This is a genomic window from Mesorhizobium sp. M8A.F.Ca.ET.202.01.1.1, assembly GCF_004791595.1.
Classification (GTDB): Bacteria; Pseudomonadota; Alphaproteobacteria; order Rhizobiales; family Rhizobiaceae; genus Mesorhizobium.
This window is the reverse complement of sequence record NZ_SRUN01000166.1, coordinates 1-331: the sequence shown is the minus strand read 5'-3', so window position 1 is coordinate 331 and position 331 is coordinate 1. Positions and strand designations below refer to the sequence as shown.

The following is a 331-nucleotide window of genomic DNA, read 5'->3' as shown; positions in this document are numbered from 1 at the left end:
TGTTTATCTACTTATTTATCGGGTATATTAAATAATATAATAAAGCAAAGGAGGGTTTATCATGAAAACACCTAATCCATGGAAAGGCTTTGATGCTTTTTATAGATTAACAGGCGGTCAATTAATGGAACAATGTGAAAAAAGTAATGGTCAAAGCTCTTCTGCTTGCCCGAACTATAAGCCAATAGCATAATGTATAGTTCATAGAAAAGGAAGTAAGTTGTTAAACTTACTTCCTTTTCTTATAAAATTCAACTAGGACTGATGAATATGGAACTATTTTTAAAAATATTAGATTTTATTTTAAATTCAATTCCTAACTGGTTAGGAT

Annotated in this window: 1 protein-coding gene; it reads left to right on the top strand. The window is 29.0% G+C overall.

Annotation, left to right across the window (positions count from 1 at the left end; translation table 11 throughout):
• Nucleotides 1–61: 61 nt before the first annotated feature.
• Complete coding sequence (locus tag EN845_RS36720) at nt 62–193, top strand: hypothetical protein (RefSeq protein ID WP_281041059.1); 132 nt, start codon at nt 62–64, stop codon at nt 191–193.
• Nucleotides 194–331: the final 138 nt, after the last annotated feature.

Excerpts from the sequence above, each read along its gene's own strand:
- EN845_RS36720 (WP_281041059.1), top strand. The coding sequence starts at position 62 with ATGAAAACACCTAATCCATGGAAAGGCTTTGATGCTTTTTATAGATTA.